The sequence below is a fragment of the Ruegeria lacuscaerulensis genome (assembly GCF_013031245.1).
GTDB lineage: Bacteria > Pseudomonadota > Alphaproteobacteria > Rhodobacterales > Rhodobacteraceae > Ruegeria > Ruegeria lacuscaerulensis_C.
The window spans coordinates 1-22,978 of sequence record NZ_WPZL01000041.1; the positions used below are offsets into that span (position 1 = coordinate 1).

A 22,978-nucleotide genomic window follows, 5' to 3' on the forward strand; every position below is an offset into this window, starting at 1 on the left:
TTCGGTCCTGGCCGCGCGCTGACAAGTTGAAATACATGACGCTGGACAGGCTCAGATTACACGTTCAAGCGGCTCATGACCTTTGGAAACGGATCGAAGATCATGTCGCAAAACCCGGTGAAATTTCGGGTGAACCCGAAGCTGGTTTCGGGTGCCATATACAAGACCAAATTGAAGAAGAAATTCTGTCCTGTAACGCCGATGGCGATGAGACAATGTCCTCGGCTGAAGCCGAGGAACCAGATTGTTCGGGCTCCGGGCCTGACAGCCCTGCGCATTGCTTAGACAGCAATCATCTTACGAATATTGAACCGCGCAAGGCCCCAAAACTGCCTCGGGTGAATAACCGTACCCTGTATGAACTGGCATCGTCCGAACTGCGCATGCACATCGATATCGCCGGGGGTGGAGATCGAAATTCCAATCCGAGCCTCTATGCAATTGAGACCGGCGTTTGGTCCCGACTTTCAGAGATCGGCACCAATGTCTCCGCCTGGCATGCGGCTATCGAACGATTGACCATCATGGGGGCGATCCTTTCGGGAGTGATCGCGGATGCGAGGCTGAGTGATCCGCGGCTGCCGCCCGTGGTTAATCCGGGCGGATATCTTCGCGGAATGGCTCAAGCAGAAGAACGCGGTGAATTGAACCTGATTTCCAGTTTCATGGGGCTGTTGGCACGAAGAGCCCGGGAGGAGGAAGACGGGCTTCCGCAAGACCACAAGAACGGGCTTTAGCCGTGTTGGGTGCGATGCCCACGTTTCAAATCCATGCATCTCACCGGCAGGTTTTCGCTCTGTTTCCGCCTCCAGAACAGAACCGTATTCAAATCTGTGATTGGCTACGGGAATTCCCGAGTGGTTTGTTCAGCTTTAGGTTGCTAATCGGCCTCAACGGCACCGCAGAACAGAAAGTCGATCTATGAAAATCGCGGACATTGGCAATTCTGAACTGGATTTCAGGCAGACCGGGGAGGCGCGCCTTCAGGAAATTTGCTCCAGGTTCGGACTGGAGAATGCGTCCTACGCCCATATCGACAAGCATCACAACGTTGTCCACGGCTGCACCACGTTCCCGGCCGAATGGGTCAGGCACTACGTCGACAACGATCTGGTTCTGGCCGATCCCCTCATTCGGTTTGGCGCCACTATGATCGCACCGATCGACTGGTCAGTGTTCGACAACCAGGCTGACTACGCAGGGCTTTTTGAGGCAGCCCGAAAACTTGGCGTTGGACGCAACGGTCTTTCCATTCCTGTTATCAACCCCTTCGGGGAGCGGGGCTTACTTACCGTCACGTCAAATGCGCCCCGCCCCGAGTGGGACGCATTGATCACGAGAATGCTCCCTGCCCTACGCCATGAAGCACAGATTCTGCACCTGCTTGCCCTAGATGTCATTGAAACCGTATTCAACTTTCCCTCGGATTCCCTGTCCGGCGATGAGCTGGGCGTGTTGAAGATGCTCGCGTCGGGTTTGATACCCTCTGTCATTGCCAGGCAGACTGGGCATTCTTCGCGAATGGTAGAGGCACTGACTGCTTCAATCACCACCAAGCTCAAAAGCCGGACGATTGAACAGGCAGTGGCGCGGGCAGTCAGTACTGGATTTCTTAAGTGGAGCGATTTCTTTGCCGACCCTGTGGCCGAACTGGTCAATATGGAAAGTCAGCGGCTTTGCGGTGGCATCGTGCGTTGGTCCGGAAGATCCCACGAGTTGATTACCTTCGAAGAAGGTCGGACGGTGCGGAATCTTGATAGCTTTCAAGCGGTTCAAGTCGCGGACCTGATGAAAGACTTCAATTTGGACGCGGAAAGGATACTGGAGGAACTTGGGTGCGACCGGGATCAAAGCGTGCGGATCAGGTATCTCTGAAATTGGCTGGAGATACGCTACTTTTTCGAAGAAAGCGCAGATACCCCGGCCTTCAACTAATTTACGATACATGCGGCCCAAAACCTAAAGCCGCAAACGTGGATGTTCAAAAGTTTGCAGCTGATCTTTTGCGGAAATAGCCAGCGATCATGGTTCGTCAAAAACCGGTCTCGGAGTACCGTCTTTTTCTAGCGCGACAAATACGAAATCCGCATCCGTCACTTTCTCAGCATTGCCAGAGTATCTTGGTCTTGCCCAGGCATCTACGTGAATTCGCATCGAAGTTCGTCCGACAGCCCGCAATGTAGCATACAGGGTCACTTCGTCTCCTACTTTCACCGGTCTAAGAAATTTCATAGCTTCGACGGCGACTGTGGCACCGCGCCCCTGCGATACGCGACCTGCCATATTGCCTGCCGCGAGATCCATCTGGGACATGAGCCATCCCCCAAAAATATCACCCGACGGATTGGTGTCTGCGGGCATGGCTATGGTGCGAATTACCAGCACGCCTTCGTCTTGTTGCCTGCCGTGCGAAGCAAGTTCCAACCCACGCGCCAGGTTAGCATCAATTTCATTTGTCATATCAAACTTTTCCTACAACTATGCGGCAAATACTCCGCATTCGAACCTTACGACTTGGCTCCAACCCCGCCCTCGTTGGGTTCATCGCCGAGTCAGCCGAAGTGACATTGTCGTTTAGCCGACGACGTTTTTTCCATGATACATCGGTCCGCCCCTGTGACGCGGAAAGCCATAGCCATTGACAAAGACTACATCGATATCGCCCGGCTTGGCCGCGACGCCTTCGGACAAGATAGCCTTTCCCTCGTCATGCAGTGCACGGATACACCGGTCCGTTATCTCTTGAACCGACAAGCCACGATGCGCAATCCTCGCCTTTTTTGCAATGTCTCGTATCAGGGTAAGAACAGTGTCGTCCAAATTTATGCTTCCCGCGCCGTAACTGTAAAATCCAGCCTGCGTCTTGCGCCCCTTGCGGTCCATTTCGACAAGGCGATCATGGACTTGAAATGCTAAAGGGTGAACTGCCCCGTCTGGCAGCGCCTTGCGCATCAGATAGCCGATATCGATGCCTGATAAATCAAGCACTTCAAATGGCCCGATTGCCATGCCGAACTGCCGCAACGCCGCATCGACCGGCTCGGGAGAGCCGCATTCCAGCATCAGTAGACCCGCCTCTCGTTGATACGCCTGATACATGCGATTTCCGATGAAGCCATGGCAAACCCCGGCGATGACTCCGACTTTACCCAGCTTTTTCAACACCGCTGCCAACGTTGCCGTCACTGCGGGATTGGTGCTGTCAGTGCGAATGATCTCGACCAGTTTCATGATCTGCGCAGGGCTGAAGAAATGCAGCCCCGCCACGCGGTCTGGCCGGGACGTCGCGGTGGCGATCTCGTTGATGTCCAGATAAGAGGTGTTGGTGGCCAGGATCGCATCCGGATGACAGGCTCGATCCAGCCGCGCAAAGATCTGTTTCTTGATCGCCATATCCTCGACCGCTGCTTCGATCACGAGGTCGGTGGACGCCAGCGCCTGATAGTCGGTGGTGGGCGTGACCTGCGCCAGAATCGTCTCGGCCTGTGCCGCGTCCAGCTTTCCGCGTTTGACCGCCTGTTCCAGATTGTCGCGAACACGTTCGAGCCCGGCCTGCGCGGCCTCTTCCGAAATCTCGACAAGCGTGACGGGAATGTCCTGCGCGGCAAAGACCTGCGCGATGCCAGCGCCCATTGTCCCGGCCCCGATCACCGCGACGCTGCTGAGGTCGCCCGCCTGTGACAGGTCGAGCCCGTCGACCTTGTAGGTCGCGCGCTCGGCAAAGAAGATATGCCGCAGCGCCGTGGACTGCGGACTTTTGCGCAGCCTGAGCGACAGGGCGCGTTCGGTGTCCAGCCCGGCCTGAAAATCGGGGCCGGCCGCCGCCTGAACCGCGTCGATCACCGCCAGCGGCGCATCCAGCCCGCGTTTGCGCCTGCCACACATGGCCCGCCACCGATCGAACACATCCGCCTCAAAGCTTTCGGCGGCAATCGGGCGGTTCAGCTTGACCGGGGTCGGATCGACCCCGATCAGCGTAGCCGCAAAGGCCATTGCATCGGGTTCCAAATCCTCGGTGATCGCATTGATCAACCCGGTTTCCAGCGCATTTTGCGCCGCAACCGGCTGGCCCTCGACCGCCATCTCAAGCGCGGGTTCCACGCCGATTAGCCTGGGCAGGCGTTGCGTACCACCCGCACCGGGGACAAAGCCCAGATTGACCTCGGGCAGGCCGAGACGGGCATTCGAAACCGCGACCCGATGCGAGCAGGCCAGCGCAATTTCCAGCCCACCGCCAAGCGCTTGACCATGGATCGCGGCGACGACCGGCTTAGGACAGGATTCAATAAACAACACCAGATCGTTCAGATGCGGCGGCACCGGCGGCTTGCCCAGCTCAGACGCATCCGCGCCTGCCATGAAGGTCCGGCCCGCGCAGATCAGCACGCCAACCGCTACCCGCGGATCGGCGACAATGGCCTCAACTGCATCCCACAAACCCTGGCGGACCGCTTGCGAAATTGCATTGACCGGCGGGGCATCCACTCGGATCACTCCAACCTGCCCAACCCGTGTCACCGTCACTGCGCTCATGCTTTGTCCTCCGGTTTGTATGATCCTCTGCCGGTATCTCTACCGAAGATCTCACCGAAAAAGGGCATAGAGAGTTCCGATCTCATCCAGACGCAAACCCTATGGGACCGCAAATCACACCCATATCGTTTTGCTATGTCCAGCAGTCAAAAATGATATTTTCCTTATTGAACGCCACTCTCTACCTTTCCTGACAATCAGCTATGCCCTCGCTTCAGGCTGGGCTCGAAAACGAACTGAGAGGTTGTCATGACGAATCTGGGATATCTTGTAACCCGCGCCGCCCGCTTTTGGGCCGACCGGATTGCGCTCAAGGATGAACGTGTTGCGCTCAGCTATGCGGAACTGGATGACCGGACAAATCGTCTGGCGACGGCTCTGGCCGGATTGGGCGTCGCCAAGGGCGAGCGGGTTGCAGTATTGGCGTGGAACCGGGTTGAAATCGCCGAAGCCGAAGTGGCGCTGTTGAAGGGCGGATTTGTCCGTGTTCCGATCAACGCACGGCTGTCAGCGGAAGAAGTGGTGCATGTCTGCGCTGACAGTCAGGTTCGGGTCCTGATCACGGATGAGGCGCATTTGGCCGCTGCGCAGCAGGCCCTGACCGAAACATCTGGCCTGCAAACCCTTCTGGTCATGGGAGAGGGCGGTAGCTACGAAGACGCGCTGACACTGGTCGACAACGCCCCTGTCTGTGTCGAGGCCGATCCTGATGACATCGCTGTGCATCATTATACTTCCGGATCATCTGGCGTTCTCAAGGCCGCGATGCATTCTGTGCGCAACCGGCGCGCCATTCTGCGCAAGATCACGTTCCGGTCGCGCCTTTATCCAGATCAGCCCGAGACCTTTCTGCATGTGGGGCCCATTACCCACGTGTCCGGGATGGCATTGTTGCCCATGCTTGCGCAGGGGCATACCAATATCATCCTGTCGCGGTTTGATGTGGATACGTACCTTTCAACGCTGGAGCGTGAGAAGGTGACGCAGACCTATCTGGTCCCGACCATGATCAACCGCATCCTGGCCGCACCGAACCGAGGTAACTATGACCTCTCTTCGCTCAAGCTACTGCGGTATGGTGCGGCGCCGATTTCACCCACGCGTCTGCGTGAAGCCGTCGAATTCTTTGGCCCCATTCTGAACCAGGGGTACGGTGCGGGAGAGGTTTGTTCCTCCGTCACGATGCTGACTGAAGCGGATCACCGATTGGCAATGGAAACCCGACCCGAGCTGTTTCAGTCATGCGGTCGCCCGCTGTTCGAGTCCGAAGTGAAGGTGGTCGACGACGCGGGTAATGAAATGCCCGTGGGAGAGGCCGGAGAACTGGTGATACGCGGTGAAGATGTGATGCAGGGCTATCACAACGCCCCAGAACTGACTGAACCGGTGTTGAAGAACGGGTACTACCACACCGGTGACATCGCTTACATGGATGATACCGGCTATATCTTCATCGTCGACCGCAAGAAGGACATGATCGTCACGGGTGGCTTCAATGTCTATCCCAACGAGGTCGAGAATGCGCTGTTCGAACATCCCGAAGTCTATGAGGTGTGTGTCGTTGGCGTACCAGATTCCGATCTGGGCGAGGCTGTAAAGGCGGTGATCGTTCCGCGCGATAAGATCAAGATAGATGCGGATGCTCTGATAGCACATTGCGTTGAAAAACTAGGGAAATTCAAGAAACCGCATTCGATCGATATCGTGAACGAGCTGCCGAAAAATGACGCTGGAAAGATTCTGCGTCGCCGAGTGCGAGACGGCTATTGGGCCAACTCGGATCGGAAGGTGTGACCATGGATCAGGGGCTAAATCGCGCGACGTCGGGCCTTGAGAGCCAAGCCTTTGCCGACCTGCGGTCGAAAGTGAACAATCTGCTCTATGATGAAATGATCCCGTTTGAACAGGAGCATGGTCTAACCCACGAAACCCGGTTCGAACGGGCGCAGCTGGAAGAATGGTGGAAACGTTCACGCGAGTTGGGCATCTATGGCTGCAACCTGCCCGAAGAGTTTGGCGGGCTGGGTCTGTCCATCGATCAGCTGTGCACGCTCAAGGCCGATTGCACACGGTCCAACGCGGCGCTTTATGGCTGTGTACTGGGTGAAAACGGCGGGCCGATACGGATCGGATACATCATCACCCGCGCGACCGACGAGCAAAACGAAGAGTTTTTCTACCCCGCCGCGCGCGGTGAACGGGCCGGCTGTTTTGCGCTGAGTGAGCCCAATGCGGGATCAGATGCGATGCGGATCGAAACCACCGCCGTCAAGGATGGCGACGACTACATCATCAACGGGCACAAACGCTATATCACCGCGTCTCGCACGGCGGATTTTGCCATCGTAATGTGTGTGACTGACCCGGAAGCGGGGGCAGATGGCGTGACTGCGTTTCTGATTGATGCGGCCTCGCCCGGGTATCGGGTCGAAGGGCATTACCTGCCGATGTCCGGTCAGCATATCGACAATGACATCATTCTAAAAAATGTCCGGGTGCCTGCGCGCAATATCCTTGGAGGATTGGGCAACGGGTTCAAGCTGGGGATGGAGCGGATCAACATCAACCGTCTTCTGCAATGCCCCACCATGCTGGGCCATGCGCAGTTTGCTCTGGAACAGACGGTGGATTATGCCAACCGGCGGGTACAGTTTAAACAACCCATCGCCAACTTTCAGGCGATCCAGCACATGCTGGCCGATATGAAAACCGCGAATTTTGCCGCTCATTCGATGATCCACGCCGCCGCCGCCAAGGCGGACCGGGGTGAAAACATCCGAACCGAGGCGGCCATGTGCAAGGTTTTTGTCGCTGAAAACGCTTTTCAGGTGGCTGACAAGGCGATCCAGATCCATGGCGCGACCGGAATGACCAAGAACCACCCCGTCGAGTGGGTGTTCCGCCGTCTACGCATGTTCCGTGTATTGACTGGTAGTTCCGAAATTCAGCGCAACACCATCGGCAAAAGTATCCAGAAAGAATGGAAACAGGCACATCCGGAGGCGGCGCAATGACGAATGACTGGTCCTTTCTGAACGGCATGCGCATTGTCGATCTGTCACGCCTGCTGCCTGGTCCCTTTGCAACGCAATCGCTGGCCGACCTGGGGGCCGATGTCGTCAAGATCGAAGAACCCAAACATGGCGATCCGGGGCGACGTCTTGGCAAAGACATGTTCGCGCGACTAAACCGGAACAAGAAATCCCTGACACTGGACCTGAAATCCGATGAGGGCAAAGCAGTGCTGACCGACCTGCTGAAAAGCGCGGATGCGGTCATCGAAAGCTTTCGCCCGGGTGTGATGGATCGGCTTGGCTTCGGATACGAGGCTGTCCGGGCATTGAATCCGGCGATCGTGTATTGCTCGTTGTCGGGATTTGGACAGACCGGTCCCTATCGCCATCGCGCCGGGCACGACATCGATTTTCTGGCTCTGTCGGGCTATTTTGCCGTGCCCAGCCAGGTCAATGACAAGCTCGCCCGCCCCAAGGTCCGCCTGTCAGACTACGCGGGCGCGATGTATGGCGCGCTGTCGCTGGCGGTGGCCATGGCCTCGGCCAAGATCAGCGGCAAGGGTCAGTATCTGGACGTTGCGATCACCGACGCGATGGTGAACTGGTCCGCGCCCTTGGTGCGCATCGCGCATGAGCTGTGCGAGGGCGACCCCGACAAGATGTCCTTTGTGATGCCTGACAACGATATCTTTGAAACCAGCGATGGTGGGCACATCGCCATTGGTCTCTTTGAAAACAAGTTCTGGGTGCAGCTGGCCGCTCTGATGGCGTCTGATTTTCCGCAGCTGGGCCGTGAGGAATACGCTACCAACATACTGCGCAACCAGCGCAAATCCGAAGTGCACGCCTTGATGTCCGAGATGTTCGCCTCAAAAACGCTGCCCGAGTGGGAAGCGCTTTTTGGTCCGACAGATCTTCCCTGGGCGGTGGTCTATCAGGACCTGCGCCTGTTCGACGACCCGCATTTGCAAGAACGCGGCATGTTCGGTGAGCTGGGCGAAGGCGAGAACAAATGCTTTCAGGCTGGGTACCCCACCAAGTTTTCCGCCGGATTGAATGAGTTTAACCGCCCCCCACCCGGCAAAGGGCAGGATACTGACGAGATCCTGCGCGGGTTGGGCCACGACGATGCCGCCATTCAGGCGATGCGCAACGCCGGAGTGATCTGATGTCTGATGCCTTTATCTGTGATGCGATCCGCACGCCCATCGGGCGCTATGGCGGTGGGCTGTCCGCGGTCCGGCCCGACGATCTGGGTGCTGTGCCGCTGCGGGCCTTGATGGAGCGAAATCCGCAGGTGGACTGGGCGGCGGTTGACGACGTCCTGTTCGGCTGCGCCAATCAGGCGGGCGAGGATAACCGCAATGTTGCGCGCATGTCATCCCTGCTGGCCGGGTTGCCCGAGACCGTATCCGGGACAACCTTGAACCGGCTGTGCGGTTCGGGGCTGGATGCGATATCCTACGGCGCGCGTGCGATCCGGGCCGGGGATGCCGACCTGATCATCGCGGGCGGTGTCGAAAGCATGAGCCGCGCGCCCTTTGTGATGCCAAAGGCAAGCACTGCCTATTCCCGAGCGGCAGAAATCCACGACACAACCATTGGCTGGCGCTTTGTCAACGCCCAGATGAAAACGCAATATGGTATCGACTCGATGCCTGAGACGGCCGAAAACGTAGCCGAAGACTTTGGGATCAGCCGGGAAGACCAGGATGCTTTCGCCCTTCGCTCACAACAGCGTGCAGCGGCGGCGCAAACGGCAGGCATATTCGCGGAAGAGATCACATCCGTGACCATACCTCGTCGCAAAGGCGATCCGATGGTCATTGACACCGATGAACATCCCCGGCCGGAAACCACGCTTGAAGGGCTGGCCAAACTGCGCGCGCCGTTTCGTGATGGCGGGTCGGTGACAGCAGGCAACGCGTCGGGCATAAATGACGGTGCCGCAGCGCTGATCATTGCTAGTGAAGACGCCGCAAAACGTCATGGCCTGACGCCACGCGCCCGGATCGTCTGCGCGGCTACGGCCGGGGTCGCACCCCGGATCATGGGCTTTGGTCCGGCGCCAGCCGTGCAGAAACTGCTGTCCCGAACAGGATTGGGAATCGGGCAAATCGATGTTGTAGAACTTAATGAAGCGTTTGCGGCACAGGCCTTGGCCGTGACAAGGGCGCTGGGGCTGCCCGATGATTCCCCAAAGGTAAATCCCAACGGAGGCGCGATTGCACTGGGTCACCCCTTGGGCATGTCAGGGGCGAGGCTGGCCTTGACGGCGACACGCCATCTGGAGCGAGAGGGAGGAACCCGAGCGATCTGCACTATGTGCATTGGCGTCGGCCAGGGAATTTCGCTTTTGCTGGAAAGAGTTTAGCCCGGTGGCTGATGAGCCCCGAGCGTTGGAGGGACCATGGGATATTCCGATATGATTTTCCGATGGGGGAAATCATAAGATAGTATTTCCTGAATGGCCCGTACCAGCGATAGCCTCTGAGAATGAAACAATAGTCGCTGCCGTACTGCCGCGAACTCGATGGGAGGAGAACCATGACAAAACTTGGATGGATGAAAAGCCTTGCCGCTGGTGCGGCATTGACTGTGGCAGGAACAATGGTCCAGGCCGACAGTTTCCCCGAGCGCCCGATCGATATGATCGTAGGTTTCAAGGCCGGTGGTGGCACCGACACCTATGCCAGGGCGCTGGCCAGCGCAGCTGAGGCGCATACCGGCGGACAGCCCGTGGTTGTTGTCAATAAGCCTGGAGGCGGCGGTCTGGTTGGCGGTCGCTTTGTAGCGGATCAGCCCCCCACCGGCTATACCCTGTATCTGGCCTCGGCAGGCTCAATTGTTCTGAAGAACCTGATCAAGCCGCAGGTTGTTTCGACGGACGACTTCAAGATGGTCGGCACAATCGGCGAACTGACCGCCGGTATCTTCGTGCCTGCGGGATCGCCCATCCAATCGCTGGACGAGCTACTCGAAGCAGGCAAATCCTCAGACACAGCGTTGCGTTGGGGCCATACCGGTCGCGGCAATGTCTGGCATATGGCGGGTCTCGGCGTTCTGAACCCCAACGACGTCAAAGCCAAGGACGTCCCGTTCAAAGGTGGTTCGGGCGTGCGTGCGGCACTGGCCAGTTCTGAAGTTGATTTCGGCGTCATGGGCGCGCATCTGGGTCTTGGTTTCGAAGACGAAGTTCGTCTGCTGGCGGTTCTGTCAAACGATACGCACCCGGCAGCTCCGGATGCACCGACCGCCAAGTCCCTGGGCATCGACTTCATCCCGGTCTCGTCGCAGATGATCGTGATGGCGCCAGCCCGCACTCCCGATGAGGTCGTGGCGCAACTGTCCGAGGCGATTGTCGCGATCACTCAGGACTCAGCCTACCTTGACACGCTGAACACCGCCGGTCTGCCAACCGCAAGCGTCAATGGCGCGGATACTGCCGCAAACATCGATACGTCCAAGGTTGAGTGGGGCAAGCTCCTGGAAGGTCTGGAATGACCCAGAACGTGGATATCAACATGGCGCGCAATACTGCGCGCCACAACATTGTGGCAGGGGCCGCGCTGGCCGCTCTGGCCACCTTCTTTTTCTGGAAATCCTTCAACATCTCGCTGGATTTTGTTGACGAAGAAGGTGTCGGGCCCCGGTTCTTTCCACAGGCGATCTGTGTGGCGCTGGGGCTGATTGGTTTGACCCTGATTGTTTTTGGTGTCCGTAACCAGACCGCCCCGGCAGACAAAAGCAGCTTTGAGGCGAAACGCTTTTTTTCTGACGCCGTGCCACTGTTCCTGCTGGGGCTGGCCTTTGTCTGGATGTTCGGCGCGTTCGGTTACGTCACCGCCTGTTTCGTAACGCTGTTCTGTGCGGCACTGCTTTTTGCAGTGCGCCCCCCGGCGTTAATCCTGTTACCGGTGATCGGGACAGCCGTGCTGTATCTGCTGTTTTTCAAGCTGATGACAGTGTTCGAACCAGCCGCCACCATCTTCAACCCCCTGTCCCTGATCGGGCTGAAGTGAGGAATGTGACATGGAACTTCTGAACGGTTTCTACACCATTTTCACCACACCCGAGACATTGATGTTCGTGGTGCTGGGCTCGATCCTCGGTGTGATCGTCGGTGCGGTGCCGGGTTTGACGGCCTCGGCTGCGATCGCGATGCTGGTGCCTATCACTTATTACATCGATCCTCTGTCAGCGCTGGCTTTCCTCTATGTCATCGGCAAGGCAGGGCGGTTCGGCGGGTCCATTTCGGCCATCCTGTTCAATACTCCGGGAACAACGGCCGCAGCTGCGACGGTGATCGACGGGCACGCGCTGACCAAGAAGGGTCAGGCAGGCAAAGCGCTCAAGACCGCGACAACCGCGTCGGTCATTGGCGACTATGTAGGTGAGTTCATGCTGATCTTCGGCGCGCTGACCATCGCACAGCTGACCCGCGAACTGGGACCCCCGGATTACTTTGCGATCTATGTCTGCGCCTTCCTGATTATCGGTTCGGTGATCTCGGATTCCGTCCTCAAGGGCATCGCTTCGACCCTGTTTGGCGCAACGCTGGCGATGATCGGACTCGATCCGATCACATCCGAGCCGCGGTACAGCTTCGGCATGGTCGAGCTGTATAACGGCTTCTCGCTGGTGCCCCTGCTGATCGGCATGTTCGTGATTTCCGAGGTGTTTGCGCAGGTTCAAGCCGCGCGGTCCGGTCAGGCGCATCATGACGAAATCGCGGCCCGCAAGCCCGAGGATGACCAGCTTAGCTGGGCCGAAATCAAACGCTGCCTGCCCTTTATCGGGCGCGGATCGTTCATCGGCGCGCTGGTGGGCCTGATCCCCGGCGTCGGCTCGGCGGTGGCCTGTTTCGTGGCATATGGCTCGTCAAAGGCGAAAGCAAAGAACAAGGACGAATGGGGCAAAGGCGCCATCGAGGGCGTGGCCGCGCCCGAGGCCGCCAACAACGCGGTATCCGGCCCGTCGATGATCCCGTTGCTGGCGCTTGGCGTTCCGGGTTCGACCATTGCCGCGATGCTGATGGGTGTGTTCCTGATCCATGGTATTCAGGTTGGTCCGAAAATCTTCGAGACCTCGGGCGACATCGTCTATGGCCTGTTTGCCGCTGGTCTGATCGGTATCGCGCTTTATGGTCTGATCGGCTGGTTCCTGGGGCCGGTCATTGGCCGGGTCATCGACAAGGTGCCGCAGCGGCTGATCTATCCGACCATTCTGGCGGTGGCCCTAATCTCGGCCTACACCGCGCGGTCGTCGATGTTCGACGTGCTGGTGGCCTGCATCTTTGGTCTGATCGGGTACTTCATGCGGACGCTGAACTTCAGCCCTGCTGCGGCGATCATCGCCTTTGTGCTGGCCCCCGGTGCCGAACAGGCATTGCGCCAGTCGGTGTTGCTGACCGATGACGGGTTCGGCATCTTCCTGCACCGCCCGGTCGCGCTGATCTTCTTTGCCATCCCCGTGATCGCAATCGGTATCCGCATCATCGGACGGATGCGCGCCCGCAAGGCCGCTCCTGCCGAATTGCAAACCTGACAAACCCCCTACCCGAGTGCCCTGACCGGCGCTCGGGCACACCAACAGGGATTCTGAAGATATGCTGGACGACACCGCATCCAATCTGCGGCAGTATCTGAACGCCCTGCGCGCCGATGGCTTTGGCGGTGACATTGCCGAGGATGAAGCCGCGCGGCTGGTCGGGGCGACCGACAACAGCATCTATTACATCGCGCCTCAGGCGATCCTGTTCCCCCGGGATGCCGCCGACGTGGCCAAGGCCGCAGCGCTTGCGGATCGATTTGGCATCGCGCTGACCGCGCGCGGGGGCGGAACCGGCACCAACGGCCAGTCGCTGAATGACGGCGTGGTGATCGACATGTCCCGGCACATGATCGGCATTCTATCTTTGGACATAAAGGCCCGCTCGGTCACTGTCGAACCAGGGGTCGTGCTGGACCAGCTCAATGCCTATCTCAGACCGCAGGGTTATTTCTTTGCCCCTACGGTTTCCACATCGTCGCGGGCGACGGTGGGCGGCATGTTCGCCACCGATGCAAGCGGCAAGGGCAGTCGGATTTATGGCCGTATGTCGGACCATGTTCTGAGCGCCGATATCATTCTGGCCAATGGGAGAAGTGCCACGGCCACCACTCACGCAACTTCGGATGCCGAACTGGAGCGTATCGGCAGCGCCATCCGAAACGATCTGAACACCCATACCCAAGAGATCACCCAGCAGTTTCCCGTCATGAACAGGGGTTTGACCGGCTATAACCTGGACGAGGCGCGTACAGACGCGGGCGATCTCAATTATGTCAAACTACTTGCCGGGTCCGAAGGTACGCTGGCCCTGACCACTCAACTAACACTGCGCATCACGCCAATCCCTAATATACGGGCGCTCACGGTTTTGGCCTATGACAATTGCATAGCGGCGCTGGAACACGTTCCCCATTTGGTCAAGGCCGAGCCCGCCGCCATCGAGTTTCTGGACGATAAGATTCTTGCGCTGGCCGCAGCCTCTCCGATGTGGAGCGAGGTGGAAAGCGTGCTGGGTCAAGTCGGTGAGGCAGGTGGGTTCCTGTTCGTCGAATTCACCGGCGACAACGATGACGAAGTACGTGCCGGTCAGGACCGCCTGGCGGGCATTCTGGAAAAGAACTACATCCCCCTGACCGCGCAGGTGGCCACCGCCGCGCCTGCCGAGATGTCGGCACTGTGGGAGATGCGCAAACGCTCGGTCGGCTTGCTGGCAGCAGTGGAAACCAGCCGTATCGGTCTGCCTTTTGTCGAGGATGCAGCCGTGCCGCCAGAAAACCTGTCGGCCTTTGTGGCCGAGTTCGGCCAGTTGCTGGATGCACGCGGCCTGACTTACGGCATGTTCGGCCATGCCGATGTGGGCTGTGTGCATGTGCGCCCCATGCTGAACATGCGCGACCCGGCGGACCGGGACCAGATCCGTCCGATATCGGACGCGGTGTCAGCGCTATGCCAAAAGCATGGAGGCCTGATCTGGGGTGAGCATGGCAAAGGGATGCGGGGCGAATATGTCGAAACATATGTAGGTCCTGACCTTTATGGCGTGATGCGTCGGATCAAGGCCGCCTTCGATCCCGACAACCGGCTGAATCCGGGCAAGCTGGTGACGGCGGCCGACAGTGACATGACGGTGATGAAGCTGGACGCCGTGCCGATGCGCGGAGCGCGAGATGCCCAGATCGACGAAACGGTCCATGCCGATTTCGACCGTGCCATAGCCTGCAACGGCAATGGGGCCTGTCACAACTGGGCACCCAGCGATCCGATGTGTCCGTCCTACAAGGCCACGCGTGACAAGGTTCAGGCCCCTAAGGGCCGCGCCAGTCTGTTTCGAGAGTGGACGCGGCTGCGTTCGACCGGCGAGGATGTCGCCCCGGTGGAAGAGGCGCTGAAGGACAGTCTGGACACGTGCCTGTCGTGCAAATCCTGCACTGGCCAATGCCCGGTCCGCGTTGATATCCCAGCAATGAAATCCGCCTTCCTGCATGAATATTTCAAGACCCGCACCCGCCCCGCGCGCGACCATGTGCTGCGCCATATGGAGCGACTTTCGCTGGCCCTGCGAAAGCTGCCGCGACCGGCCAATCTGCTGGCGGGCAACCCTCTAATGCGCGCTGTGCTGAACCGGGGGTTCGGCCTGGTTGACATCCCCCGCTATTCCGCTTTGTCCGCCGAACAGGCGGTGCAAGACGCCGGGGGCAAACTGGTCTCTCCCAATACGCGCCCGTCGAACTGGGGAGAACGCCCCGTTCTGTTGGTGCTGGACAGCTTCACCGGTGCGTTCGATACCAAAGTGATCGCGCAATCGGCGGTTCTGCTGGGCCGGCTGGGATTTACCGTCTGGGCCATTCCACCGGTCGCCAACGGCAAGGCCCGGCAGGTACGCGGCATGATGAACGCTTTTGCAGCGCAGCGCGATCAGACCACCGCTCTGCTGTCGCAGTTTAGGGCAGATGATCTGCCACTGATCAGTCTTGAGCCCGCCGTGACCGACCTGCTGAACAAGGATTACGATCTGGGCGCAAGTCAGGTCCTGTCGCTCGACCGCTTCCTGTCCGACAATCTGCACGCGCTGCCCCGGCTGCCCGACGACGAGGCCGCACGCTACACCCTGTTCACCCATTGCACCGAGAAAACCGCCGACCCCGCCACCTCCCGACGCTGGCAGTCGGTGTTCCGGCATTTCGGACTGACGCTCGACATCGCCGATACCGGATGCTGCGGCATGGCAGGGTTGTTTGGTCACGAAGCCGAACACCGCGCCATGTCCGGCCAGCTTTTTGACCTGTCCTGGCGTGAACCTCTGGAAACCGCCGGGCTCGGCGCGTTGGCTACCGGGTTTTCCTGCCGGTCCCAGACCGGACGGTTCGGCGATGCCGAACCCGCACATCCCTGCTCTGCGCTTCTGGCGCGGCTTGAACCGTAACCACAAAAAGAATCGAGGTCCCCATGACCGCCCATAACATGATTGTCCTGATGTCCGATGAACACGCGTCCAACATCATGGGATGCGCTGGACATCCGTTCATCAAGACACCCCATCTGGACCGGCTGGCCGCACGGGGTACCCTGTTCGAAAGCGCCTATACCAATGCGCCGATCTGTGTGCCTGCACGCGCCAGCTTTGCAACCGGCAAATACGGCCATCAGACCGGCCATTGGGACAACGCCACACCTTACACCGGCGAGCCGAAATCCTGGGGGCACTACCTGCAGCAGAACGGAAACCCAGTGGGCTCGATCGGCAAACTGCATTACCGCAACGAATCCGACCCCGTGGGGCTGGATTTCCAGCAGATCCCGATGCATCTGGTCAATGGTGTCGGCGACGTGCTGGGCTGTGTCCGCGAGCCGATGCCGCGCCGGTGGAAAGCACGCGATCTGGCGGACAGCGCCGGCGCGGGAGAAACCTCGTACACCACCTATGACCGCAACATCACCGACGCGGCCTGCGCGTGGATTGCCGAGCGTGGAAACGAACCGGCAAGCGACAAGCCATGGACCGTGTTCATCTCGATGGTCGCGCCCCATTTCCCGCTGACCGCACCGCAAGAATTCTATGACCTCTACAAGGACATGGACCTCAAGCCTACGAAACCCGCGCGCGAGGATGACCACCCCTGGCTCAAGGCACTGCGCCATTGCTTTGTCTATGACAATTTCAACGAGGAACGCACGCAGGCCGCGCTGACCGGTTATTTTGGATTGATCAGCTTCATGGACTACAATGTGGGCCGAATTCTGGATGCGATCGAAGCTGCCGGGCTAAACGACAACACAAATGTCATCTATGTCAGCGACCACGGCGACAACATGGGCGAGCGTGGCATGTGGGGCAAATCCAACATGTATGAAGAGGCCGCCGCCATTCCGATGATCATGGCCGGGCCGGATGTGCCGGGCGGCAAGGTCAGTAAGACGCCAGTGTCATTGGCTGATGTTTTCCCAACGGTGCTGGATTGCGCCGGGCTCAGCGCCGATGACCCCGAACTGCCCGGTCGGTCGCTGTTCCAGATTGCCGCCGAAGAAGATTGCCCGAACCGCGCCGTGTTTTCTGAATATCATGCCGCGGGGGCAATGTCGGGGGCCTTCATGATCCGCAAGGGGCCGTGGAAATACATCTATTACACCGGGCTGGATCCGCAGCTCTTCAACCTCGACACTGACCCTGCTGAGATCAACGATCTGGGCACTGCGCCCGAATACGATGCAATCCGCGCTGAACTGCATGCCGAATTGCTCAAGGTCTGCGATCCGGATGCGGTCGATCGCCAGGCCAAAACGGATCAGGCGGCAATCATCGAGAAACATGGCGGGGTCGCGGCGGTGCTGGAACGGGGCGGATTTGGCGCAACGCCTGCCCCCGGCGTAAAGGCTGACTTCGTCGCTTCGAAGGGTGCTTCCGCATGACCGTGGGCAACCCCCAAATTCCCGCCTGCGCCGGTCCCGATCCGGCCCCCCGCGCGCCACAATTCGCAATGCCGCCACTAGCCTGTGATTGCCATTCCCACGTGTTTGGTCCGCAAGAAAAATATCCGATGGTGCCGGACAGATTTTATACACCACCCGAGGCATCCTTAGCATCCTACGAACATCTACTGACCACTCTTGGTTTCGAGCGTGCTGTGATCGTCCAGCCCAGCATTTATGGAACCGATAATCGCGCGACACTGGAGGCGGCCGAAGCCGACCGCGAACAATACCGCGCAATCGTGGTCGTCGATGGTGCAGTCACCGAGGAACAATTGCAGCAGATGCACGATCAGGGTGCGCGCGGCGTCCGGGCTAATCTATTGTTCAGCGGCGACAAGGCGATGGCTGAGGTGCGCGCCATAGCCGACAGGATCGCGCCATTGGGCTGGCACCTTCAGGTGCTGTTGGACATCAGCACCTTTCCTGACCCCTACGCCTATTTCTCGTCCCTGCCGGTACAAACCGTCTTTGATCATATGGGGCATTTTCCGGTGAGCAAGGGGATCGGGACCACGGGGTTTCAGGCACTGCTGGACCTGATGCACGAGGGCAAGGCCTGGTCCAAACTTTCGGGCGCGTATCGGATCACCGGCCAGGCCGCGCCGCAATTTGACGATGTTACGCCCATTGCCCAAGCCCTGATCGCCGCGAACCCGGATCAGGTCGTCTATGGCACCGATTGGCCGCACCCGCACATTCCGGTGGCGATGCCCAATGACGGCGATTTGTTGGATGAACTGGCGCTTTGGGCGCCAGCGGCGGCAACCCGAAACGCAATCCTGACGGACAATCCCGCGCGTCTTTACGGTTTCTGATCCTCGGGCTGCACATGCCGGAACGTGCCCCGGATCACGCCGCTTTCGAACAGTTCGTGGCAGATATCCAGCAATTCCTGCCTGACTGCCCGAGACGCGGCGTTCAGCGGCTGATTGCGCGGCCAGGTCAGGTACACTTCGCGGATCAGATCCGGGTTGACCAGCCGTTTTGCCGAAATCTCTCCGCGACGCCAGAGACCATCGATTGAGGGCCAGGGCAACACTCCGGATGTTACGCCGCTGCGAATGTAGCTGATCCGCAGACGTGCGGACTCGGTCGTCACACGCAGGTTCAGCGTGCGCCCCATTTTTTCCGCGACATCTTCGACAATCTCGCGCACAGCATGGGACTGTTGGCTCAGGACCAGAGGTGTGGAAAACAGCGCTTTGACATCCACGGTCTCATCCCCCGAGCATGGCTTGTCGTCAGATTTGCGGCGGGACGCAAGATACAGCGGTTCTGTATAAAGATGTAAGTATTCAGCCTTGGGGGTTTTGTCGCGGGTCGCCAGAACACCCAAGTCCACCCGGCTGTTTTCAATCATCTCTTTTACGTTCAGGGCCAGTTCTTCCATAATCCGAAGCTCGACTTCGGGGTACTTCTCGGCAACTCGTTCCAGCAACAATGGTGCCACGTGAACACCCAGCATCGGCGGCACAACAATCGAGACCTCACCGCGCGGGGTATCGGCCTCTTTCCGAACGTCGTCAGTTGCCTCTTTGATCTGTGCAACGATCTTGCGGGCGTGATGATATAGAACTTCGCCTGCCTTCGTTGGCTTGACCCCACGGGATGATCGCACCAGCAGTTCGGTAGTCAGTTCCTCTTCCAGATTGGCGATATGCTGGCTGAGCGCGGGTTGCGCGATATGAAGGACCCGCGCGGCGCTGGATACGCTGCCCTGATCGACAATTGAAATAAAATACCGAAGCTGGCGGATATTCATCGCGCACCTGAATACAATTTGCAGTCGAGATCACTATATCCCGGCGCGCGGCAGAAGAAAATGTGATCGCTTACTGGCGCGCCTCCTGCGCAAACGAGGACCGCATCTGCGCCGCCCAAACCCCAGCTATTTGCGTGATCACCCAGAGAGACCGGAAAGAAACCAGCGGCTGCCCGGAATTGTCGAACCGGTTCACCATTACATCCAGATGCACCTTGCTGGCCTCGGACTGCAGCGGCCTGAGATGCCCCCACTCCGTGTGCCCCCAGTTGTCACCCGCACGGGCGTGGAAATCTTTCAGATAGCTGTCAGGGCTATCCCAGATCTTTACGGTTTCACCTGCCAGGCGAAAATGCGGAAAATGCAGCGTCTCTGATATGGCTGCGGCATCACGAGCATTCAGTGCCTGCACGTGGCGGTGCATCACGTCTTTGGCGGCCGCAACGGCGTCCTCATACATTGTTTCCTCACTTCCATATCCGCCGCACATGTCTTCGGCATTCGCGTTGATTGAACGATATCCGTGCGGGTTCGGTTCCAAAAATATCTTTTAGATATGATCGCCAGACGAAATTCGGATAGCACGCCGAAAGCCAAAGATTACGATCAGAATATCGCGCATTGCAGCCAATCCAGACCCTAGCGGAAGTGACGTATCGCTATCGACCAATGGGATAGAGCTTATGATTTTTGATTGCGGCGCCACGTCCCTTGAATCCGGAAATTTACGAAATCTTGCTGGTTACTTCGTGCGCAAATTGGCTGATACTGATCAGATGCTTCCCAAAGCACAACAAATATGACGCCAAAACCGGAGACTATGGATGTCTGCGAGAATGCCAAAAATTGCTTCGCTCAAGCTGTTTGTCGAGGTCATGCAGGCGGGTACCATCGCAAAAGTAGCGGAACAGATGCACCTGACGCCGTCAGCCGCCAGCCGGATGCTGTCGGCATTGGAACGCGATCTGGAACTGAAGCTTTTCCGCCGCGAACGGCAGCGCCTAATCCCGACCGAAGCCGCAGAAACCCTTTTGCCCGAGGCAATGCGCGCACTGAGCGTAATGGACGAGTTACCCCGCATCTCTGACGCGATCCGCGACGGTGCAGCTAGAGAACAATTGGTCCGGATATTGAGTTTTCCACGGCTGGCCGAACAAATCCTGCCGACGGCCATTCAGCGCTATTATCGCGAAACCCGGTCGGAAGCCCGTATCAACATCAGCGTCGAGGCTCGCCACAACATAAAGCGGTGGGCAGCATCGCGCCTGTTCGACATCGCTCTGACAACCGTCCCCGTTGTTCATCCGAGCGTTCGTGGTGAACCCATCGTCGATTTTCCCTTGTGTGTGATCCTACCCCGAGATCATGCCTTGTCCGGCGAACGTGAGATTCCGGTTCAGGCTCTGGCCGACGAACCACTGTCGCTGATTGAAAGCGGGTCTATCTTGCGCCAGCGCATCGCCCGGGTATTCGACCGTGTCGGCCTGATCCCGGATGTGCGGCAGGAAAGCGGCAAGGTCGATGTCTCGATCCGTGTCGGATTAGCGGCGGGCAGTCTGTCTATCAACGACGGAGTATTCCCCAAGACTTTGCTGGGTCAGAAATTTGTGCTGCGCCGCCTAAAGACGAAGCAATCCATTCCCGTCGGTTTTGTTGTTCCCCGCGACCGCGAGGTCGAAGGGGCCGCAGCATTCATCAAGGATGCAATCCGGCAAGAGGTTCTGACCTATCGAAAGCATCTGGACAAGGTGCTGGACGCCGATTGACCCCAATACTCAGATCTTTTCCAGGCGGACCTCTGTGCCCGGAATGGGTGAGGCCGCAATGGATCCGGCGTTTCTTACCGCTTCGTAACCTCCCAATTCTTCGATCCGGGCAAGCTGGTCTGCTTTGCTGCGTGCATTCAGTTCCTCGGGGTTGACCTGCTTGCGTAGCAATGCGGTCAACTCTGCCTCTTTCGGGTGCGTTCCTCCACCCGCAAGCAAATCATTTGCCTCATCGGGGTCCGAGGCCAGATCAAACAGCTGATTACGCAAATCGACGTGATAGATCAGCTTCCAATTGTCCTGACGGATCAGGAAGCTGGAATTTACACTGCCCATCGCATGATATTCGGAAAATCCCGGCCGCAGTACCTGCTGGCCCCCGATCACCTTCAACAGGGAACAGCCCGGGAGGATTTCGCCACTTTTGTTGGGAACGTCGAACAAATCCAGAATGGTCGGGAACAAATCCACATGGCTGACACAGTCGGACACGGTCTTGCCCCTGGGAAGGCCTGGGCCTGCCAGAATCAGAGGAACACCGGCAGAATGCTCATACAGATTGGCTTTGCCCAGAACGCCATGGGCGCCAATCGCCTCGCCATGATCTGAGGTATATGCCAACCGTGTCGTGTCGGTCAGGCCAAGTTCGTCCGCCATGTCGATGACCTTGCCGATTTCGGCGTCGGTCTGGGTAATCAGAGCGCAATATCCCGCATAGGCGTTCCGCATAAAGGTTTCGTCCATGCCCTCAGGCAGTTGGTTCATCCACGCCAGATAGGCCATCGCAGGATGGTCATAGCGGTTTGGCACATCCCATGTGGACGGCAAAGGCATGTCTTCGGGCGGATATAGATCCCAGAATTCCTGATCAGCCCGGAACGGCGGGTGCGGACTGGGATATGAGACAATCAAAGCCCAAGGCTCGGGGTTGTCCGCATTGCCGCGCAACCAATCAATCGCCCTTTCGGTGATCTGACGGTCATAGATCTGGTAGTCGGTCTGGCCGGGCCCCGAATTTCCGTAAATCGCCTTATGTCCGGCGCGGCTTGGCACGCCGTCTTCGGTTGCCCGCAATAGCGTCAGTGGAGAACCAACACCTCCGACCACATGCATGGTGTGGATTTCCTCGGTAAAGCCATTGTCGTCTTCTACTGACCGGTAATGCAGTTTTCCAATCGCCGTAACCGATACCTGTGCGTCGCGCAGATGATGGTGCCAAGTCTTGACCGAGCCGTCGTACATTGTCGCATTGTCCCAAAAACCGGTTTGATGCGGGTAGAGACCGGTCGCGATGGCGGCCCGCGCCGGACAACATAATGTCGTGGCAGCGTAAGCGTTTTTGAAATGGACGCCGCGTTTTGCCAGGCTGTCAAGGTTCGGTGTCCGTACGTGAGAATGGCCTGCCACTCCTAAAAAGTTTCGCGTATGATTGTCCGTTACGAACAAAATTAGGTTGCCTGGGCTTGTCATGAGTGTTCCTTACTCTGCACTTGATAGGAACATACATATCGTCAATGGCTGACATGGTTCGTGCAAAACAGGAAACAAGTTGTTCGAAATTCCCCCCCCTGCTCAGGTGGTTCTGCTTCGTCCGATCGTGGATGCAAGCATCGAGCGCAGAAATTAGGTTAGATGGCTCGTGTCCGGTTTAGCCGCAACCAGATTTGCGAAGGAGTCAGATGTCAAACCTGGAGGTGACTGAACATAATTTATGTGTGGATGCCCCGGTTACTGAGAGCGAACTTAAAGCCTTGGAATTTCTGATCGGGTGCAGTCATGTGTCCGGCCTCTGATGTGCCGAAACACTGTCGGCGGGCCCTTATGGTGAGAATGGCGGTGAGAAAGTCGACCACGGTAGCGGCGGGATGACCCTGCTGCGG

17 protein-coding genes and 1 pseudogene are annotated in these 22,978 nt (G+C 58.3%); 13 read left to right on the plus strand and 5 right to left on the minus strand.

The features are described 5' to 3' along the window. Nucleotides 1-737: pseudogene (locus GOX66_RS22995) on the plus strand (hypothetical protein); the annotation flags it as partial. A 184-nt stretch (nt 738-921) separates the two neighbouring features. Further along, entirely contained in the window at nt 922-1,875 is a 954-nt protein-coding gene (locus GOX66_RS23000) for an autoinducer binding domain-containing protein (protein ID WP_170765849.1), read from the plus strand. Nucleotides 1,876-2,022: 147 nt separating this feature from the next. On the opposite strand, the gene GOX66_RS23005 is transcribed toward GOX66_RS23000, so the two are convergent. Together GOX66_RS23005 and GOX66_RS23010 are read right to left on the minus strand one after the other, a co-directional pair. Next, nucleotides 2,023-2,460 carry an acyl-CoA thioesterase gene (locus GOX66_RS23005; protein ID WP_170765852.1) on the minus strand — a complete coding sequence of 146 codons (438 nt, stop codon included), beginning with the start codon at nt 2,458-2,460 and terminating at the stop codon, nt 2,023-2,025. Nucleotides 2,461-2,574: 114 nt separating this feature from the next. After that, entirely contained in the window at nt 2,575-4,533 is a 1,959-nt protein-coding gene (locus GOX66_RS23010; RefSeq protein ID WP_170765854.1) for a 3-hydroxyacyl-CoA dehydrogenase NAD-binding domain-containing protein, read from the minus strand. 249 nt (nt 4,534-4,782) lie between these two features. Between GOX66_RS23010 and GOX66_RS23015 the strand changes: the two genes are divergently transcribed. The 10 genes from GOX66_RS23015 to GOX66_RS23060 all read left to right on the plus strand — a co-directional run bounded on the left by GOX66_RS23015 (nt 4,783) and on the right by GOX66_RS23060 (nt 18,385). After that, complete coding sequence (locus GOX66_RS23015) at nt 4,783-6,327, plus strand: class I adenylate-forming enzyme family protein (RefSeq protein ID WP_170765856.1); 1,545 nt, start codon at nt 4,783-4,785, stop codon at nt 6,325-6,327. Further along, entirely contained in the window at nt 6,300-7,547 is a 1,248-nt protein-coding gene (locus GOX66_RS23020) for an acyl-CoA dehydrogenase family protein (protein WP_214652758.1), read from the plus strand. The genes GOX66_RS23015 and GOX66_RS23020 overlap by 28 nt, the downstream gene beginning before the upstream one ends. Further along, nucleotides 7,544-8,716 (plus strand): CaiB/BaiF CoA transferase family protein, encoded by a 1,173-nt coding sequence (locus GOX66_RS23025; RefSeq protein WP_214652760.1) that lies wholly within the window; start codon nt 7,544-7,546, stop codon nt 8,714-8,716. The genes GOX66_RS23020 and GOX66_RS23025 overlap by 4 nt, the downstream gene beginning before the upstream one ends. Next, on the plus strand, nt 8,716-9,921 hold the full coding sequence (gene pcaF, locus GOX66_RS23030) for a 3-oxoadipyl-CoA thiolase (protein WP_170765858.1): 1,206 nt from the start codon (nt 8,716-8,718) through the stop codon (nt 9,919-9,921). The genes GOX66_RS23025 and pcaF overlap by 1 nt, the downstream gene beginning before the upstream one ends. A 173-nt stretch (nt 9,922-10,094) precedes the next feature. Beyond that, a complete protein-coding gene (locus tag GOX66_RS23035; RefSeq protein ID WP_170765860.1) occupies nt 10,095-11,051 on the plus strand; it encodes a tripartite tricarboxylate transporter substrate binding protein in 957 nt (318 codons plus the stop codon). After that, the gene (locus tag GOX66_RS23040; RefSeq protein WP_170765862.1) at nt 11,048-11,569 is read left to right on the plus strand and encodes a tripartite tricarboxylate transporter TctB family protein; all 522 of its coding nucleotides are present in this window, start codon (nt 11,048-11,050) and stop codon (nt 11,567-11,569) included. Before GOX66_RS23035 ends, GOX66_RS23040 begins: the two co-directional genes overlap by 4 nt. A 10-nt stretch (nt 11,570-11,579) precedes the next feature. Continuing rightward, a complete protein-coding gene (locus GOX66_RS23045; RefSeq protein ID WP_170765864.1) occupies nt 11,580-13,094 on the plus strand; it encodes a tripartite tricarboxylate transporter permease in 1,515 nt (504 codons plus the stop codon). Between the two features lie 61 nt (nt 13,095-13,155). Further along, nucleotides 13,156-16,023: an FAD-binding and (Fe-S)-binding domain-containing protein gene (locus tag GOX66_RS23050; RefSeq protein WP_170765866.1), complete on the plus strand. Its 2,868-nt coding sequence runs from the start codon at nt 13,156-13,158 to the stop codon at nt 16,021-16,023. Nucleotides 16,024-16,046: 23 nt separating this feature from the next. Next, nucleotides 16,047-17,507 carry a sulfatase-like hydrolase/transferase gene (locus tag GOX66_RS23055; protein ID WP_170765868.1) on the plus strand — a complete coding sequence of 487 codons (1,461 nt, stop codon included), beginning with the start codon at nt 16,047-16,049 and terminating at the stop codon, nt 17,505-17,507. Further along, a complete protein-coding gene (locus tag GOX66_RS23060; RefSeq protein ID WP_170765870.1) occupies nt 17,504-18,385 on the plus strand; it encodes an amidohydrolase family protein in 882 nt (293 codons plus the stop codon). The genes GOX66_RS23055 and GOX66_RS23060 overlap by 4 nt, the downstream gene beginning before the upstream one ends. Here GOX66_RS23060 and GOX66_RS23065 read toward each other — a convergent pair. Both GOX66_RS23065 and GOX66_RS23070 read right to left on the minus strand, forming a co-directional pair. Beyond that, nucleotides 18,373-19,332, minus strand: a complete 960-nt coding sequence (locus GOX66_RS23065; RefSeq protein ID WP_170675199.1) for a LysR family transcriptional regulator — start codon at nt 19,330-19,332, stop codon at nt 18,373-18,375. The genes GOX66_RS23060 and GOX66_RS23065 overlap by 13 nt on opposite strands. A gap of 70 nt (nt 19,333-19,402) precedes the next feature. Next, nucleotides 19,403-19,792: a hypothetical protein gene (locus GOX66_RS23070; protein WP_170765872.1), complete on the minus strand. Its 390-nt coding sequence runs from the start codon at nt 19,790-19,792 to the stop codon at nt 19,403-19,405. Nucleotides 19,793-20,168: 376 nt separating this feature from the next. Between GOX66_RS23070 and GOX66_RS23075 the strand changes: the two genes are divergently transcribed. Beyond that, entirely contained in the window at nt 20,169-21,098 is a 930-nt protein-coding gene (locus tag GOX66_RS23075; RefSeq protein WP_170765874.1) for a LysR family transcriptional regulator, read from the plus strand. Nucleotides 21,099-21,107: 9 nt separating this feature from the next. On the opposite strand, the gene GOX66_RS23080 is transcribed toward GOX66_RS23075, so the two are convergent. Further along, nucleotides 21,108-22,568, minus strand: a complete 1,461-nt coding sequence (locus GOX66_RS23080) for a sulfatase family protein (protein WP_170765876.1) — start codon at nt 22,566-22,568, stop codon at nt 21,108-21,110. Between the last annotated feature and the right edge of the window lie 410 nt (nt 22,569-22,978).

What these genes read in the sequence shown, in the direction of transcription:
- GOX66_RS23000 (WP_170765849.1), top strand. Translation starts at nt 922, where the DNA reads ATGAAAATCGCGGACATTGGCAATTCTGAACTGGATTTCAGGCAGACC.
- GOX66_RS23005 (WP_170765852.1), bottom strand. Translation starts at nt 2,460, where the DNA reads ATGACAAATGAAATTGATGCTAACCTGGCGCGTGGGTTGGAACTTGCT.
- GOX66_RS23010 (WP_170765854.1), bottom strand. Translation starts at nt 4,533, where the DNA reads ATGAGCGCAGTGACGGTGACACGGGTTGGGCAGGTTGGAGTGATCCGA.
- GOX66_RS23015 (WP_170765856.1), top strand. Translation starts at nt 4,783, where the DNA reads ATGACGAATCTGGGATATCTTGTAACCCGCGCCGCCCGCTTTTGGGCC.
- GOX66_RS23025 (WP_214652760.1), top strand. Translation starts at nt 7,544, where the DNA reads ATGACGAATGACTGGTCCTTTCTGAACGGCATGCGCATTGTCGATCTG.
- pcaF (WP_170765858.1), top strand. Translation starts at nt 8,716, where the DNA reads ATGTCTGATGCCTTTATCTGTGATGCGATCCGCACGCCCATCGGGCGC.
- GOX66_RS23035 (WP_170765860.1), top strand. Translation starts at nt 10,095, where the DNA reads ATGACAAAACTTGGATGGATGAAAAGCCTTGCCGCTGGTGCGGCATTG.
- GOX66_RS23040 (WP_170765862.1), top strand. Translation starts at nt 11,048, where the DNA reads ATGACCCAGAACGTGGATATCAACATGGCGCGCAATACTGCGCGCCAC.
- GOX66_RS23045 (WP_170765864.1), top strand. Translation starts at nt 11,580, where the DNA reads ATGGAACTTCTGAACGGTTTCTACACCATTTTCACCACACCCGAGACA.
- GOX66_RS23050 (WP_170765866.1), top strand. Translation starts at nt 13,156, where the DNA reads ATGCTGGACGACACCGCATCCAATCTGCGGCAGTATCTGAACGCCCTG.
- GOX66_RS23055 (WP_170765868.1), top strand. Translation starts at nt 16,047, where the DNA reads ATGACCGCCCATAACATGATTGTCCTGATGTCCGATGAACACGCGTCC.
- GOX66_RS23060 (WP_170765870.1), top strand. Translation starts at nt 17,504, where the DNA reads ATGACCGTGGGCAACCCCCAAATTCCCGCCTGCGCCGGTCCCGATCCG.
- GOX66_RS23065 (WP_170675199.1), bottom strand. Translation starts at nt 19,332, where the DNA reads ATGAATATCCGCCAGCTTCGGTATTTTATTTCAATTGTCGATCAGGGC.
- GOX66_RS23070 (WP_170765872.1), bottom strand. Translation starts at nt 19,792, where the DNA reads ATGTATGAGGACGCCGTTGCGGCCGCCAAAGACGTGATGCACCGCCAC.
- GOX66_RS23075 (WP_170765874.1), top strand. Translation starts at nt 20,169, where the DNA reads ATGCCAAAAATTGCTTCGCTCAAGCTGTTTGTCGAGGTCATGCAGGCG.
- GOX66_RS23080 (WP_170765876.1), bottom strand. Translation starts at nt 22,568, where the DNA reads ATGACAAGCCCAGGCAACCTAATTTTGTTCGTAACGGACAATCATACG.